Origin of the sequence: Bacteroides sp. AF32-8BH, from assembly GCF_003435205.1 — a bacterium.
In the GTDB taxonomy this organism is placed as follows: domain Bacteria; phylum Bacteroidota; class Bacteroidia; order Bacteroidales; family Bacteroidaceae; genus Bacteroides; species Bacteroides ovatus.
Genome location: NZ_QVLZ01000014.1, coordinates 77,982 through 93,234 on the forward strand (window position 1 = coordinate 77,982; position 15,253 = coordinate 93,234).

The 15,253-nt window shown below is 40.5% G+C and carries 12 protein-coding genes; 8 read left to right on the forward strand and 4 right to left on the reverse strand.

The genetic code is table 11. The features are described 5' to 3' along the window. Window positions 1–319: 319 nt before the first annotated feature. Both DWZ47_RS11855 and DWZ47_RS11860 read right to left on the reverse strand, forming a co-directional pair. Window positions 320–1,156: an AraC family transcriptional regulator gene (locus DWZ47_RS11855; RefSeq protein ID WP_004304056.1), complete on the reverse strand. Its 837-nt coding sequence runs from the start codon at window positions 1,154–1,156 to the stop codon at window positions 320–322. A 136-nt stretch (window positions 1,157–1,292) separates the two neighbouring features. After that, window positions 1,293–1,982, reverse strand: a complete 690-nt coding sequence (locus DWZ47_RS11860) for a Crp/Fnr family transcriptional regulator (RefSeq protein WP_004304055.1) — start codon at window positions 1,980–1,982, stop codon at window positions 1,293–1,295. 194 nt (window positions 1,983–2,176) lie between these two features. Here DWZ47_RS11860 and DWZ47_RS11865 point away from each other — a divergent pair, with 194 nt between their 5' ends. From DWZ47_RS11865 to DWZ47_RS11875, 3 genes are all read left to right on the forward strand, one after another. Then, window positions 2,177–2,716, forward strand: coding sequence for a flavodoxin family protein (locus tag DWZ47_RS11865; protein ID WP_117513239.1), 540 nt, complete (start codon window positions 2,177–2,179; stop codon window positions 2,714–2,716). A gap of 406 nt (window positions 2,717–3,122) precedes the next feature. Continuing rightward, window positions 3,123–3,944 (forward strand): MBL fold metallo-hydrolase, encoded by an 822-nt coding sequence (locus tag DWZ47_RS11870; RefSeq protein WP_117513241.1) that lies wholly within the window; start codon window positions 3,123–3,125, stop codon window positions 3,942–3,944. A gap of 17 nt (window positions 3,945–3,961) precedes the next feature. Further along, window positions 3,962–7,321, forward strand: coding sequence for a S41 family peptidase (locus tag DWZ47_RS11875; RefSeq protein WP_117513243.1), 3,360 nt, complete (start codon window positions 3,962–3,964; stop codon window positions 7,319–7,321). Window positions 7,322–7,477: 156 nt separating this feature from the next. On the opposite strand, the gene DWZ47_RS11880 is transcribed toward DWZ47_RS11875, so the two are convergent. Beyond that, window positions 7,478–8,149 carry a YczE/YyaS/YitT family protein gene (locus tag DWZ47_RS11880; protein ID WP_004297076.1) on the reverse strand — a complete coding sequence of 224 codons (672 nt, stop codon included), beginning with the start codon at window positions 8,147–8,149 and terminating at the stop codon, window positions 7,478–7,480. 155 nt (window positions 8,150–8,304) lie between these two features. Here DWZ47_RS11880 and DWZ47_RS11885 point away from each other — a divergent pair, with 155 nt between their 5' ends. After that, window positions 8,305–9,195: a helix-turn-helix domain-containing protein gene (locus tag DWZ47_RS11885; protein ID WP_004304051.1), complete on the forward strand. Its 891-nt coding sequence runs from the start codon at window positions 8,305–8,307 to the stop codon at window positions 9,193–9,195. 174 nt (window positions 9,196–9,369) lie between these two features. Here DWZ47_RS11885 and DWZ47_RS11890 read toward each other — a convergent pair whose 3' ends face one another. Further along, entirely contained in the window at window positions 9,370–11,127 is a 1,758-nt protein-coding gene (locus DWZ47_RS11890) for a 1-deoxy-D-xylulose-5-phosphate synthase (RefSeq protein ID WP_117513245.1), read from the reverse strand. 453 nt (window positions 11,128–11,580) lie between these two features. Between DWZ47_RS11890 and DWZ47_RS11895 the strand changes: the two genes are divergently transcribed. From DWZ47_RS11895 to DWZ47_RS11910, 4 genes are read left to right on the forward strand one after another with little or no spacing between them, the layout of a single operon-like run. Beyond that, window positions 11,581–12,612, forward strand: a complete 1,032-nt coding sequence (locus DWZ47_RS11895; protein WP_004304049.1) for an alpha/beta hydrolase — start codon at window positions 11,581–11,583, stop codon at window positions 12,610–12,612. 17 nt (window positions 12,613–12,629) lie between these two features. Beyond that, on the forward strand, window positions 12,630–13,181 hold the full coding sequence (locus DWZ47_RS11900) for a cyclophilin-like fold protein (protein WP_032844245.1): 552 nt from the start codon (window positions 12,630–12,632) through the stop codon (window positions 13,179–13,181). An 11-nt stretch (window positions 13,182–13,192) separates the two neighbouring features. Then, window positions 13,193–14,056, forward strand: coding sequence for a DUF3737 family protein (locus DWZ47_RS11905; protein ID WP_004304047.1), 864 nt, complete (start codon window positions 13,193–13,195; stop codon window positions 14,054–14,056). 3 nt (window positions 14,057–14,059) lie between these two features. Continuing rightward, a complete protein-coding gene (locus tag DWZ47_RS11910) occupies window positions 14,060–15,220 on the forward strand; it encodes a MalY/PatB family protein (protein WP_004304046.1) in 1,161 nt (386 codons plus the stop codon). Window positions 15,221–15,253: the final 33 nt, after the last annotated feature.

A 15,253-nucleotide genomic window follows, 5' to 3' on the forward strand; every position in this document is an offset into this window, starting at 1 on the left:
AATAAGCGGCACATTATTGTCGGGCTCAAAAGGAGTTACTCAAAAGCTCAACTATCTATTTTCTTAAAAGCTCCATGCAAATGGCTGGAAAAGTAGTTCTGAATTTATGATAATCAAGTTTGGCGGTGGACAATATGGCATCAGCATACACATTGCTATGAAGATTGTATGCTCTATATTTTCCGGTAAATTATCAGGGCTGCCCTTACCGTAAGGTTACTGTAAGGAACAAGCTGTAAGTTGATGTGAAAGCCTCACTGCGATGTCGCAGTGAGGCTTAAATAATTTAATTAAAAAACTCAATATATTTTGCTCCGATTTACACGAATGTGGCGGTCGGCGGCATACCGTACTGTTTTTTGAAGGCGGTTGAGAAGTGAGACGGGTTCTTGAAACCGACTTCGGCATAAACATCCACGACCTTTTTGCCGCCCTCTTTCATCAGGGCGTAAGCTACTTCGAGTCGTTTACGGATAAGCCATTTTTCGGGAGTGAGGTCGCTGATTTTCTTGAAATCCCGTTTGAATGTGGCAAGGCTGCGTCCCGTGTAGTGTGCCATCTCTTCCATCGTGAGCTCGTACATGTAGTTCTCGTTCATAAATTCCAGAATATCTATTTTCCACGGTTCATTGAAGTCGAAAAGCGTCGGCGCGAACTTTTTGTCGATATGTAATAATGCGAGCAGACCTTCCTGCAATTTCAGTTGCATCAGGTCATCCGCAGGTTTCACCTTCGGATCGAAGTAGGGCGTCATCGAAGCGAACAGACTGGCGAGTTCGGCCGTTTTCGGAAGTTTTATCACTCCGGAATTGAGTTTCGCGGTATTGGTCGGTACTTTACGTTGTTCCAACTTACCGTACATTTCACGTAAGAAACGACGTGTGAACATCAGGAAGATACCGCAGTAGCGTTCACCATCTTTCGTCTTCTTGTACATCGTAATGTGATGGTCGCGCGGTATGAAGACGCATTCGCCTTTTCCGACATGAATTTGCTCATTGCCATTGTCGAGAATCATCTCACCCGAATAGACGTAATTGATGGCATATTCGCGGGAGCGATGTACGCAGCCGCTGAGGTCATCATAGAAGAAGCTGTAGAATACATCGTTGTAATTGAAGATAAGCTTCATTTGCCCTAATTGTTCATCTGTCATATTTTTTTGCTTTTCTTTCTGATTGTAAATATAGCAAAAACAGTTTTATTTCTCTTCGGCTCATTTATATATTTAACTTGTTTTCGATATAAGAGCCAAATTATTCCTTAGTTTCAACCCTGCCCCTGTTTCTTTATTATATGAATTTCTCTAAAGCGGCCTTATTCAAAATTTCCACCCGTTTCCCTTCCATAGTGATAAGCCCTTCCTTGATAATCTTATTAATTTCTTTCGATAAGGCGGGACGTGATACATTCAGGTATTCGGCAAGTTGGGATTGCGTATGTGTAATCTCCACTATCAGGGAATCTTTCTTCTTGTGCTCGAACAGATAAACGATAAATCTTTCCCGGACAGTCTTGCGGGAGAGTGGTTTCAGACGTGATACGGTACAGATATTGCAATTGCCTGCAATGCAGAGAAAATTGTGCAATACTTGCGGGTCCTGGCTGATAACTTTAAAGGTAGAATCCTTTGTTGCCATAAGTATCACACTGTCCTCAAGGGCAGTGAAAGTAGCCGGCAATGTGTTGTCCGAGCTAAAAAGATGTGGAGTGGCAAAAGTGCGTGGCGCAATGATATATTCAATCATCACTTCATTTCCCAGTCCGTCGATAATATCCGTGCGCAATTTCCCTTCCAACAACACATACAGTTTGTTGCAAGGCGTTCCCTGCGTAACAACTATCTCTTTCTTGTTTGCTATATAGACTACGAAATCTAGTTTCTCCAATAGGGATTCTTTAATGTTTAAGGGCAAATTCCGGAAAAGGGGGATTTGAAACAGCTTTTCTTTATGTGTGTCGGTCAGTTGTATTTTTTTCATTGTATCATGTTGTTCGTATTGTGGACAAAGATATAAATTAAATATTGGTAGAAAAAATCTTTTGTTATGTTTGAATCTGTAATCTGGGTATATTTCTCTGTAATTTATATACATTCGCTATGTTATAAATTGTCTATTTTTGCAGAGTGAAAAGACTGATTAATTCTGAAAGATGAAAGTAATAAAAGAAAGTTATGGCTAAAAAAGTTTTGATAATTTCGTCCAGTCCACGTAAAGGTGGTAATTCGGATTTGCTTTGTGATGAATTTATGAAAGGTGCTATTGAGGCGGGCAATGAAGTAGAGAAGATTTTTCTGAAAGACAAAACGGTTCATCCTTGTACGGGATGTAGTGTTTGCAGTATGTACGGTAAACCTTGTTCGCAGAAGGATGATGCAGCGGAAATTGTAGAAAAGATGATTGCTGCAGATGTGATTGTAATGGCAACCCCGGTCTATTTTTACACCATGTGCGGGCAGATGAAGATAATGATTGACCGCTGTTGCGCACGTTATACGGAAATAACCAATAAGGAATTTTATTTCATTATTGCGGCAGCAGAAAACGATAAAGCAATGATGGAGCGTACTATCGACGGCTTCCGTGGCTTCCTCGATTGCTTGGAAGGACCACAGGAAAAAGGGACGGTCTATGGAATCGGTGCATGGAAAGTAGGAGAGATTAAAGATACTCCCTACATGCAGGAAGCATATAATATGGGAAAGATGGTGTAACTGTTTGTTTTCCATATTAAAGATATTCATAAAGAATATGATAAATGGATTTGTTCGAATATTTGAGATATAGTTTTGAACTTAACTTTTAAAACCTGACGGGAAATCTGGAAAAGACGGTTATGTTTTCCAGATTTTCCGCCGTCTTTTTTTATAAGAAGAGGGGAAAAGGTGAGGGTAGTGAGGGAGGATTTCTAACATTCGTGTTTTTTTTTAGAGAAAATATAGATAGGAAAAAATAAAATATAAAAATAAAAGGTTGCAATTCCTCCCTCACTACCCTCACCTTTTTCCCCTTTTTACGATTACTTAATTGACTGGATTGCTTGTTCTGCCACAGAATTATTATAATTTTGTGGCAGAACTTTTTATTTTGTATAATTCGTTTGATAACTAACTAAGTATCATGAGCTATAAAATAACGACTCTTGTGGAGAATTGTGTCTATGGACGTAAATTGCAGGCAGAGCATGGTCTTTCTCTTTATATTGAGACATCGGGACATCGGTTACTTTTCGATACGGGAGCATCCGACTTGTTTATCCGTAACGCCCGCTTGTTGCATATTGACTTGCAAAAAGTCGATTATTTGATATTATCTCATGGTCATAGCGATCATACGGGCGGACTACGTTATTTTTTGGAATTGAATACGCAGGCAACCGTTGTCTGTAAGCGTGAGGTTTTTTCTCCTAAATTCAAGGATGAACGTGAGAACGGGATGATGCATACACAAAACCTCGATCGTTCCCGTTTCCGCTTTATTACAGAGCAGACCGAACTGCTTCCCGGAGTTTTCCTTTTTCCCTCTATTGATATTATAAATCAGGCAGATACCCATTTTGAACGTTTTTGGGTTCAGCAAGAAGATGGATGCAAAATACCGGATACTTTTCAGGATGAATTGGCGGTGGTATTGGTGGAACCGGAAGGATTTTCCGTATTAAGTGCCTGTTCTCATCGGGGAATAACCAATATTTTGCGTACGGTTCAGGCTGTCTTTCCCGAATCTCCTTGTAAATTACTTCTGGGAGGTTTTCATATCCATAACGCGGAAAAACAAAGATATCAGGTCATTGCAGATTATTTACAGGAATATCTTCCCCGACAGATTGGCGTTTGTCATTGTACGGGAGTGGATAAATATGCCTTCTTTTACAAAGACTTTGGTGACAGCACATTTTATAATTACACGGGAAAACTAATTCAAACCGATTTATCGGAATAAATTTATAATAATTTGATATGAAGAAACTAATAACTTCTTTAGCGCTGGTACTATCAGCATTATCCAGCTATGCAATTACTCCTTTGTGGATGCGTGATGCACGTATATCACCGGATGGATCAGAAATTGTTTTTTGTTACAAGGGTGACATTTATAAAGTCCCTGCACAAGGAGGAACAGCTGTTCAACTCACCACACAAACCTCTTATGAAGCCAATCCGGTTTGGTCGCCCGATGGCAAGCAAATTGCGTTTGCCAGTGACCGGAATGGAAATTTTGACATATTCATCATGCCTGCTGACGGAGGTGCCGCCCGGCGACTGACCTATCATTCTGCATCAGAAATACCGTCGGCTTTTACTCCGGATGGAAAGTATGTCTTTTTCTCTGCTTCTATACAGGATCCGGCAAGCACTGCCCTGTTTCCTACAGGAGCAATGACGGAATTATATAAAGTTCCTGTTGCCGGCGGACGTACCGAGCAAGTGCTGGGCACTCCTGCTGAACTGGTCTGTTTTGATAAAACAGGGAAGAATTTTCTTTATCAGGATCGTAAAGGGTTTGAGGATGAATGGAGAAAGCATCATACTTCTTCCATTACGAGAGATATCTGGTTATATAATACCCAAACGGGAAAACATACGAACCTGACAAACCGGGGAGGAGAGGACCGTAATCCTGTGTATGCACCTGATGGTAATGCTGTCTATTTTTTAAGTGAGCGTGATGGAGGTTCCTTCAATGTGTATACTTTCCCTTTGAATACCCCACAGGAAGTGAAAGCTGTGACTACTTTCAAAACTCACCCGGTACGTTTTTTGTCTGTCAGCGATAAAGGTACCTTATGTTATACCTATGATGGTGAGTTATACACACAGAAGTCTGGTGCACGTCCGGAAAAAGTAAAAGTAGAACTTGTTCGTGATGATGAACAGCAGCTTGCTACACTTAAATTCTCGCAGGGAGCAACTTCCGCTTCTGTATCTCCGGACGGTAAACAAATTGCTTTTATTGTACGTGGTGATGTGTTTGTGACTTCAACTGATTATGCTACCACCAAGCAAATCACAAATACTCCGGCAAAAGAAGCTGCCGTTTCTTTTGCTCCGGACAACCGGACACTGGTTTATGCCAGCGAGCGAACTGGTAACTGGCAACTTTATACCGCCAAAATAAGTCGTAAGGAAGACCCGAATTTCCCTAATGCCACTCTTATTGAAGAGGAAGTATTATTACCGTCTAAAACGGTAGAACGTACTTATCCGCAATATTCACCGGACGGTAAAGAATTGGCTTTTATCGAAGACCGTAATCGTTTGATGGTACTCAATTTGAAAACAAAAAAGGTACGTCAGGTAACGGATGGTTCTACATGGTATAACACCGGAGGAGGATTCGATTACGAATGGTCGCCTGATGGTAAATGGTTCACTCTTGAATTTATAGGCAACCGTCACGATCCTTATTCGGATGTAGGCATTGTCAGCGCACAGGGAGGGGCAATTACTAATCTGACAAATAGTGGATATATCAGTGGTGCTCCGCGTTGGGTACTCGATGGGAATGCTATTCTTTTCCAAACCGAACGCTATGGTATGCGTGCGCACGCTTCCTGGGGATCGCAGCAAGATGTGATGTTGGTGTTTCTCAATCAGGATGCTTATGATCGTTACCGTTTGAGTAAGGAAGATTTCGAATTACTCAAGGAATTTGAAAAGGAACAGAAGAAGGCAAAGGAGAAAGACGATGAGAAGACGAAAGACGCAAAGAAGTCTAAAGCGGAAAAAGCAGATAAAGGAAATGCTAACAAGGGAAAGACTGATAAAAGCAAGGCCGACAAGGAAAAGAGCAAAGTAGATAGCAGCAAAGACAGTAATCAGGATGAGTCTGCTGATGATAAGGCAGATCAAAAAGAGATACTTGTCGAGCTGAATGGCATTGAAGACCGTATCGTACGTCTGACTCCCAATTCATCCGACTTGGGTAGTGCCATACTTTCAAAAGACGGGGAAGATCTTTACTATTTCTCTGCGTTCGAAGATGGATATGACCTTTGGAAAATGAATCTCCGTGAAAAAGATACGAAGCGTCTGCACAAACTCAATACCGGTTGGGCATCGTTGATGCTGGACAAAAAAGGAGATATTTTTTTGTTGGGAAGCCGGATTATGCAAAAGATGGATGCCAAGTCGGATGCTTTGAAGTCCATCAGTTATCAGGCTGAAATGAAAATGGACTTGGCTGCCGAACGTGAAACGATGTTTGACCATGTGTACAAACAACATCAAAAACGTTTTTACAATGTCAATATGCACGGGGTTGACTGGGATGCTATGACTAATGCTTATCGTAAGTTCTTGCCTCATATTGATAACAATTATGACTTTGCAGAATTATTGAGTGAGTGGTTGGGTGAGCTGAATGTTTCACATACCGGAGGACGTTATTCTCCCAAAGGAAAAGGAGATGTCACTTCTAATCTCGGACTTTTGTTCGACTGGAATTATCAGGGAAAAGGAATGCAGATTGCCGAAGTAATAGAAAAAGGTCCGTTCGATCATTCACGTACCAAAGTAAAGACTGGTTGCATCATTGAAAAGATTAATGGAGAAGAGATAACTCTCGATAATGACATAACCTGCTTGCTGAATAATAAAGCAGGGAAGAAAACATTGATTTCAATCTACAATCCACAAAATAAAGAGCGTTGGGAAGAAGTGGTGATGCCGGTCACCAACGGGCAACTGAATGGATTGTTATACAAACGTTGGGTAAAACAACGTGCGGCAGATGTTGAAAAATGGTCGAAAGGACGTTTGGGATATGTTCATATTCAGTCGATGGGAGATGACAGCTTCCGTACTGTATACTCGGACATTCTGGGAAAATATAACAACTGCGAAGGTATTGTGATTGATACCCGTTTCAACGGTGGTGGCCGTCTGCATGAAGATATTGAAATACTGTTCAGTGGTCAGAAGTATTTTACACAAGTAGTGCGTGGACGTGAAGCCTGTGATATGCCGAGTCGTCGTTGGAACAAACCTTCCATTATGCTGCAATGTGAGGCCAACTACTCGAATGCACACGGAACTCCGTGGGTATATAAACATCAAAAGATTGGCAAACTTGTCGGTATGCCTGTTCCGGGTACTATGACAAGTGTGTCTTGGGAAACTTTACAAGATCCTTCACTGGTTTTTGGTATTCCTATCGTCGGTTATCGTTTGCCTGACGGCAGTTATTTGGAAAATACCCAATTGGAACCGGATGTAAAGGTTGCCAATAATCCGGAAACAGTAGTCAAAGGAGAGGATACCCAACTAAAGGTGGCTGTGGATGAACTTCTGAAAGAGATAGATAGTCAGAAGAAGTAAATACGAGTATAATTATATCTAAAATAAAGAGTCGCTTCTTTGAAAGAATCAATCAGATTCTAACAGAGAAGCGACTTTCTTTTATATTGATTTTCTTATATTGACCTTTTTATATGACTCCTTTTATAAGGCGTTTATTTTAAATAGATATAGGGCTTACTTCCAGACCGGCAGTAATCTATGGAGGGTTTTTCTAGTCATTATCTTCTGATTCAGGAAGCTGACGATATACCCCGTTATACAAGCGGCAATGAGTGATCCTTCTCGTACTCCCTGAATACCTTGAGTCAGCAGCAGCGAGAGAATCACGGCTAATGTAACCAAAGTAATATCAAAATAAACTTTGAACTTTCCAAATTCCTTGTTATAATGGCGGGATGCATATTTCACAAATGCTTCTGCGCTCATCATGGCTACTTTGGGTTTCAGTTCAAGCACTACTCCGATAGACTGCACCATGCATCCTGTAAGTAATAAAGCAATCGACATACCATAATTAGCGGGATGCAGTTCGCTTGTCAGCATCATATTGAAATCAATGAATGCCGAAAAGATAAAAGAGAACGGTAGTTGAAGAAGAATTTCAATAATATCCTGTCGGGTTCTATTCTTTCGGATTAACCAGAACTGTCCCAGGATAAGCACCATGTTGATGATAAATGTGCAAGTACCCAACGATAAAGGACTATTCAGGCTTAATACATAATTGATGCTCGATATGGGAGTAGTTCCCAATGCCGAGCGTATAATCAACACGATACCTGCCGCTAAAAAATAGAGTCCGATAACAAACACTAAATACCTCTTAAAAATCTCTTTCATTTCCATGTCTTTTTAACCTCTTTCTATTGATTCCTTTTTCATGTATTGAAAAGGATATGCAAAGGTCTTGTTTTTTACTCTGAAATAGATTATCTAATTCCATACAGTTTTTGTCATATCCGAAACAAATCGTATTTTTACGTCATAAAATAAAGGTGTAAATGGTAAAATCTCGTATATTTGATAATACGCAACTATTGAAGGAGCATCCTGAACTTCCTCATTATAAAGAGGAGGTAGTCTGTTTCCGGAGTGAATATAAAGATAGAAGTTATCCGGCAAATGAATGTTATTTCAATCGGGAGCTTTATATGATATTCGTTCTTGAAGGCCGTTCGGAAATTCTACTGAATGGAGAGTTTATTGCGATAGAACCGAATATGTTACTTATTCACGGAGCAAATTATCTCACGGAACATCTTTATTCAAGCCGGGATATTAAATTTATCACTCTCGCCCTTTCCGAATCTATGCGGACGGACGATTCATATCTGACACAAATCACGGCAATCCTGTTGGCAACCATGAGGCGGAATAAGCAATATACGATTCAGTTGACAGAGTATGAAGCTCAAATCATCCATAAGGAGCTGGAAGTATTGATGCATCTGATGAATATTGAACATCATTTCCTTTTCCGGCGTATACAGGCAGCGTGCAATTCTCTGTTTTTGGATATAGCAGATTTTCTTTCCCGAAAGACCGTTATCAAAAAAGAGATCAGTCGTAAAGATCACGTTCTGCAAGAATTTCATGCACTCGTTACCCGTAATTTCAGGGAAGAACATTTCGTGAGCTTTTATGCGGATAAACTGGCTATTAGTGAACAGTACCTGGCACGCATTGTACGTCTTGGAACAGGTAAGACTATCAATAGCCTTATTAATGAATTGTTAGTAATGGAAGCGCGTACTTTATTGAGTTCTACCAAATTTACGGTTGGCGAGATTGCTGCTAAACTGGGGTTTAGTGATGCAGCCGGTTTTTGTAAGTTCTTTAAAAGAAATGCGGGACAGACTCCGTTGAATTATCGGAAAGGATTATTGATTTGAACGGAAAGGATTGCTGAACTGAATGGGGAATTACTGAACTGAATAGAGAATATAATGAATTTAAATAATAAGTTGGCTGATTTGAATAAAAATGGAAGTAGGTTGATGCAACTCAACTGTCCTTAAAGACCGTATACATCAACCTACCTGAATATATAGTGAATGGGTTTGATTTTAACCGATCACTGCTGTGATATCTTCTACAATCTGTTCATCCGTCAGATGATTGGCATGGAGAAACTCCTGTATATCATATCGGTCAACAAATTCTTTTTTAGCTCCAAAGTTCAGAACTTTCATGTTTGTAGCACCATAATAACGGGCAATCTTTTCACCGAAACCGCCATCCAATACACCGTCTTCCAACGTAATCACTAATTCGTGATCTGCTTTCAGTTCATCCATCAGTTCGTTGTCTACACCGGTGATGTAACGCGGATTGATGAGTGTTGCGTCAATATTGGCTTTTTCTTTCAGAAGTGATGCAACCGACTGTCCCAATCCATAGAACGAACCTAAAGCAAGAATGGCTACTTTCGATCCACGATGCGTCACTTTATAGCGATTGAGAACACTATAATCAGTCTCCACCGGTTCCCCACAAGTAATTACATCTGTTGCCGGCACACGGATTGCAACCGGGTGTTCATTTTGGCGGATACTCCATTCTAGCATAGCAAGATATTCCTCTTTGCAAGTCGGTGCCAGATAAACCATATTAGGAATATTGCTGATGAGCGGAATATCGAAGAAGCAGAGGTGAGTTACATCATTCATTCCGGACAGTGTACCCCAGAATACCAACAAAACAGCCGGGTTATTATTGATACAGAGGTCTTGCGAAAGTTGATCGTATGAACGTTGGATAAATGTACTATACACTCCGTAAACAGGTTTTCCGCCATTGGCTGCGATGCCCGAAGCAAGAGCTACTGCGTGTTCTTCTGCAATGCCGACATCTACAAACTGTTTGCCAGCTTCCTTGCGGCGGTCCGGAGTGAATCCGAGAACGGCAGGAGTACCTGAAGTGATTGTTACCACACGAGAATCTTCTTTCATCTTTTTCAGCAGATATTGAGCGGTTACTTCGCTGTAATCTTCTTCCTCATAACTGACTTTTGCTTCTCCGGTTTCCGGATTGAATGGAGTGCGCCAGTGATAAGTCTCTTTATCCTGTTCGGCACGTTCATAACCTTTACCTTTCAAAGTGTTGATGTGTACTACTATCGGATGCTGAATATCTTTCACTTTGGAGAATGCTTCAATCAACGCCTGTACATCGTTACCGTCATTTACATATATATAATCCAGACCCATAGCCTTGAAGAAGTTACATTCGCACTGACCGTTGCTGTCACGCAATTCTTTCAGATTCTTATATAGTCCACCGTGATTCTCGGCAATAGACATCTGATTGTCATTGACAATAATAATCATATTTGTACCAAGTTCCGCCACATAGTCCAATCCTTCAAATGCTTCGCCGCCACTTAAGGAACCGTCACCTATCACGGCTATGATATTCTCATTGCCACCGGTCAGGTCGCGTCCTTTCGCCAATCCGCTAGCCAGGCTGACGGAAGTGGAAGTATGACCGATAACAAAAAAATCATGCTTACTTTCTTGTGGTTCGGAATAACCGGATACGTTGTCATACTCTGCCGGATAGAGAAAAGCATCTTTCCGTCCGGTCAGCATCTTATGTACATAACTCTGATGCGATACATCAAAAACAAGCTTGTCTTCCGGTGAATTGAATACATAATGTAAAGCGATAGTCGCTTCCACCATTCCGAAATTAGGGCCGAAGTGACCGCCGTGTTCACTCAACTTTTGCAGGAGTGATGCACGGATTTCATTACTTAAATCATTGAGTTCTTTAAACGATAACTTCTTTACGTCTGCGGGAGAGTAAATATTTTCTAAATACATATCAATTTGTTTTTTTACGTTTATACCTATTATCTTTATCACACTGCAAAGATACTGCTGAATTTAGATTCGATTTGTATATAGATTACGGATTATTTTACCTATATTACCGACCTTGGAAAATAGGACTGACCTTTTGAGCTGGGAGTACTCATCAGAATTCTTTTTCAGTTTCGACTTTTCTCATTTTGTTTAATGATTCTTTAGTTACTTCTTGTAATAAACTTGGCATTCGCTAAAGTAGGAAGTTTGACTTTGGCTTCCTTGGTTTTGATACTTACCTCATTTCCTTAAATAAGTTAGAATAGATATTATAGCACTTGATAAAAAAATATAATCCGTAATAGGGGTTATTATGTCAGTAATTCATCTACAAACGGTCTCTTTCTTTCATCGTATTTTTGCAATGTAGAAAGTAGACAATCAATTCTTTAATAATTAAAAATAAGAGATATGAAACGGATTTTATTATTAACAACTGTATTTATGATGATGCTTGGAACTAGTTTTTCTTCTGCACAGACAGATGCAGATAACTTTTATAAAAGTGATTTGGTAAGTGTGGAGAAAGTTTCTTTTTCCAACCAGTATAAAATGAAGGTAGCCGGAAATTTGTTTCTGCCTAAGAATATGAAAGAAGGGGACAAATACCCTGCAATCATTGTCGGACATCCAATGGGAGCTGTCAAGGAACAGAGCGCGAATCTTTACGCAACGAAAATGGCCGAACGGGGTTTTGTAACACTCTCCATAGACCTGTCTTTTTGGGGTGGGAGTGAAGGCGAGCCGCGCAATGCTGTTCTGCCGGAAGTTTATGCGGAAGACTTTAGTGCCGCAGTTGATTTTTTAGGTACCCGTCCGTTTGTTGACCGGAATCTAATTGGAGTAATCGGTATTTGCGGCAGTGGAAGTTTTGCTATCAGTGCAGCGAAAATAGACCCTCGCCTTAAAGCCATTGCGACAATCAGTATGTACAATATGGGTACGGCTAGCCGTAATGGGTTAAAACACTCATTGACATTGGAACAGAGAAAGCAAATAATGGCTGAAGCGGCAGAACAGCGTTATGCTGAATTTTTAGGTGGAGAAACTAAATATACAGGTGGTACTGTACATCAACTGACAGAAAAGTCCAGTCCGATTGAACGGGAGTTCTATGAGTTCTACCGTACACAAAGAGGAGAATTTACCCCCGACGGAGCAACTCCTATGACCACCACTCATCCTATACTTTCAAGTAATGTGAAATTTATGAATTTCTATCCTTTCGAAGATATTGAGACTATTTCACCCCGCCCTATGCTTTTCATTACCGGTGAAAATGCCCACTCACGTGAATTTAGTGAAGACGCCTACCGATTGGCTGCCGAACCTAAAGAATTGTATATAGTACCCGGTGCCGGACACGTAGATCTTTACGATCGTGTGAGCCTTATTCCATTTAATAAACTGGAATCCTTCTTTAAGGAATATCTAAAGAAATAAGTTTTAATACTATAAATATGAGATACTATATAATAGCAATTCTTACTATGCTGACATTATCGATCGGTTCCGCATCATGTAGCGAAGATGAACCCATACAGGGAACAGGTCAACAAGTGATTCCGGGTAATGGTTCTGGTTCCGGTGATAATGGCAGTAACAATAATGGCAATAATCCCGATGATAATGACGACAATAACGATGATACCCCAGTGAGCAATAATCTTAAAATAACAATCGGACCTGTTTCATTCAATGCCACATTGGAAAATAATGAGACTGCGAAAGCATTTAAGAGACTACTCCCTATGACAGTGGATATGTCTGAACTGCATGGTAATGAAAAATATTATTATCTGTCGAATGGTTTGCCGACAGCGTCGTCCAATCCCGGGACTATTCGGACAGGTGACTTGATGCTTTACGGTTCCACTTGTGTGGTCCTATTTTATGAAACCTTTTCCACTTCATATACTTATACCCGTTTAGGACGTATAACAAATCCTTCAGGACTGGCCTCCGCCCTTGGTTCAGGAGGCGTAAATGTAACTTTTGAAATAACAGATTAAAGAATAAACTAATGGAACAAATAAGAAATAAAGAATATGGAGGCGAACGTCCTCTGTTCGCGACCCACGACCTTCAACTGGAAGATGTAACAATTCACGCCGGTGAATCTGCATTGAAAGAATGTAGTAATATTATAGCAATCAACTGTCGCTTTGAAGGAAAATATCCTTTTTGGCATACCAACGGATTCATTGTGAAAAACTGTCTCTTTACAGAGGGAGCCCGTGCTGCTCTATGGTACTCTCAAAGTCTGCAAATGGCAGATACCTTGGTAGAAGCACCGAAGATGTTCCGTGAAATGGACGGAATAAAACTCGAAAACGTGCAGTTGCCTAATGCTTTGGAAACGTTTTGGCATTGTCGTAATATAGAGCTGAAGAACGTACAGATTGATAAAGCGGATTACCTTTTTATACACAGTGAGAATATTAAGATACAAAACTATGCCCAAAACGGGAACTATTCGTTCCAATATTGCAAGAATGTAGAAATCCATAATGCAGTTATCAACTCCAAAGATGCTTTCTGGAATACGGAAAATGTAACAGTCTATGATTCCGAGTTGAACGGAGAATATCTGGGATGGCATTCTAAAAACTTACGTTTGGTAAATTGCAGGATTTCGGGGACTCAACCGCTTTGCTACGCACATGATTTGGTGATGGAAAATTGTACGATGGCAGAAGATGCTGACCTTGCTTTTGAACACAGTAGTGTGAAGGCAACGATTAAAAGTCCCGTTCATAGCGTAAAAAATCCTCGTACGGGAAGTATTGTTGCCGAAAGTTTCGGAGCAATCATTTTGGACGAAAATATTAAATCACCAGCAAATTGCGAATTGAAACTTTGGGACGATCTAACCTGTTTTAATTGAAATATGAAGTATAATTTCGATGAAATTATTCCACGCAGAGGAACGAATTCTTATAAATGGGATTCGGCTGAAGATGCGGATGTATTGCCGATGTGGGTAGCTGATATGGATTTCCGTACGGCTCCCCCTGTCGTGGAGGCACTGAAGAAACGGGTGGAACATGGGATTTTCGGTTATGTACGTGTACCTGATGTATACTACGAGGCAGTTGTAAATTGGTTTGTTCGACGACATGCCTGGCGGATAGAAAAAGAGTGGATTATTTACACCACCGGTGTTGTGCCGGCAATATCTGCTGTTATTAAAGCGTTGACACTGCCCGGAGATAAAGTAATGGTGCAGACACCTGTATATAACTGTTTTTTCTCCTCTATCCGTAATAACGGATGCGAGATGATTGCCAATCCTTTGGTATATAGAAACAGGGGCTATCAGATTGACTTTGATGATTTGGAGCGGAAAGCTTCAGACCCGAAGGTCAAACTTCTGTTGTTATGTAATCCGCACAATCCTGCCGGAAGAGTGTGGAGCAAACAAGAGTTAAGGCGTATAGGTGAGATTTGTATTCGAAATAATGTCTTTGTGGTTGCGGATGAGATTCATTGTGAATTGGTATTTCTGGGGCATGAATATACTCCTTTCGCTTCTATATCAGAAGAGTTTCTTATGAATTCGGTAACCTTTGTTTCGCCTAGCAAGGCTTTTAATCTGGCAGGGCTTCAGATAGCCAATATTATTTCTGCAGATGCAAATGTACGGGTGAGAATAGATAAAGCGATTAATATAAATGAAGTTTGTGATGTGAATCCTTTCGGAGTGGAGGCGTTGATGGCTGCTTACAATGAGGGCGAAGAATGGCTGGAAGAACTTAAAATCTATTTGTTTGCGAATTACATCTATTTAAAAGGTTATTTTGATGAATATCTTCCGGAATTTCCTGTAATGATGTTGGAAGGTACATATCTGGTTTGGGTGGATTGCTCGGTCTTGAATCAAACGTCAGCAGAAATAGTAAAAGACTTGTTGAAGAAAGAAAAACTTTGGGTGAACGAAGGCAGTCTGTATGGAGAGACTGGTGAAGGGTTTATCCGTATCAATATTGCGTGTCCGCGACAGCGGTTGATAGAAGGATTAAACAGATTGAAGCGGGTACTGAAATCATAAATACGAATGAAAAGAAGTAGTTAGAAAAAAGAA

What these genes read in the sequence shown, in the direction of transcription:
- DWZ47_RS11910 (WP_004304046.1), top strand. Translation starts at nt 14,060, where the DNA reads ATGAAGTATAATTTCGATGAAATTATTCCACGCAGAGGAACGAATTCT.
- DWZ47_RS11870 (WP_117513241.1), top strand. Translation starts at nt 3,123, where the DNA reads ATGAGCTATAAAATAACGACTCTTGTGGAGAATTGTGTCTATGGACGT.
- DWZ47_RS11865 (WP_117513239.1), top strand. Translation starts at nt 2,177, where the DNA reads ATGGCTAAAAAAGTTTTGATAATTTCGTCCAGTCCACGTAAAGGTGGT.
- DWZ47_RS11855 (WP_004304056.1), bottom strand. Translation starts at nt 1,156, where the DNA reads ATGACAGATGAACAATTAGGGCAAATGAAGCTTATCTTCAATTACAAC.
- DWZ47_RS11860 (WP_004304055.1), bottom strand. Translation starts at nt 1,982, where the DNA reads ATGAAAAAAATACAACTGACCGACACACATAAAGAAAAGCTGTTTCAA.
- DWZ47_RS11885 (WP_004304051.1), top strand. Translation starts at nt 8,305, where the DNA reads ATGGTAAAATCTCGTATATTTGATAATACGCAACTATTGAAGGAGCAT.
- DWZ47_RS11900 (WP_032844245.1), top strand. Translation starts at nt 12,630, where the DNA reads ATGAGATACTATATAATAGCAATTCTTACTATGCTGACATTATCGATC.
- DWZ47_RS11890 (WP_117513245.1), bottom strand. Translation starts at nt 11,127, where the DNA reads ATGTATTTAGAAAATATTTACTCTCCCGCAGACGTAAAGAAGTTATCG.
- DWZ47_RS11880 (WP_004297076.1), bottom strand. Translation starts at nt 8,149, where the DNA reads ATGGAAATGAAAGAGATTTTTAAGAGGTATTTAGTGTTTGTTATCGGA.
- DWZ47_RS11905 (WP_004304047.1), top strand. Translation starts at nt 13,193, where the DNA reads ATGGAACAAATAAGAAATAAAGAATATGGAGGCGAACGTCCTCTGTTC.
- DWZ47_RS11895 (WP_004304049.1), top strand. Translation starts at nt 11,581, where the DNA reads ATGAAACGGATTTTATTATTAACAACTGTATTTATGATGATGCTTGGA.
- DWZ47_RS11875 (WP_117513243.1), top strand. Translation starts at nt 3,962, where the DNA reads ATGAAGAAACTAATAACTTCTTTAGCGCTGGTACTATCAGCATTATCC.